Source organism: Vibrio sp. 10N.222.46.A1 (assembly GCF_041473595.1).
Classification (GTDB): domain Bacteria; phylum Pseudomonadota; class Gammaproteobacteria; order Enterobacterales; family Vibrionaceae; genus Vibrio; species Vibrio tasmaniensis_A.
Window position 1 is genome coordinate 1 of the sequence record NZ_JBFRSN010000443.1, and the last position, 267, is coordinate 267.

The 267-nt window shown below is 37.1% G+C and carries 1 pseudogene; it reads left to right on the forward strand.

Going from position 1 to position 267, the window contains the following annotated elements:
* Positions 1-29: 29 nt before the first annotated feature.
* Positions 30-267: pseudogene (locus tag AB4496_RS13630) on the forward strand (hypothetical protein); the annotation flags it as partial.

Genomic DNA, 267 nt, shown 5'->3' on the forward strand with positions numbered 1-267 from the left:
AAATCCCAATAATACTTGAGTTATTTCAAATGAAACAAGAAGTACATAGGTTTGAGCTATCAATAAATAGCACTATCTCTGAAGTCTATGGCCACTTTACTAAGGCAAATAGTGACCAAAGCCTCGATAGAATGTTTGAAGGTCTTCAAAAAAAACTCAGGAAAATTACCTGCTCAGTGAGAGAGAGGGAGTGTACTCTCATTAATGTGTACATTGCATACGGCAGAAGACAAGAGGACTTTGATGGTAGAGGGAAGACTTGTAATT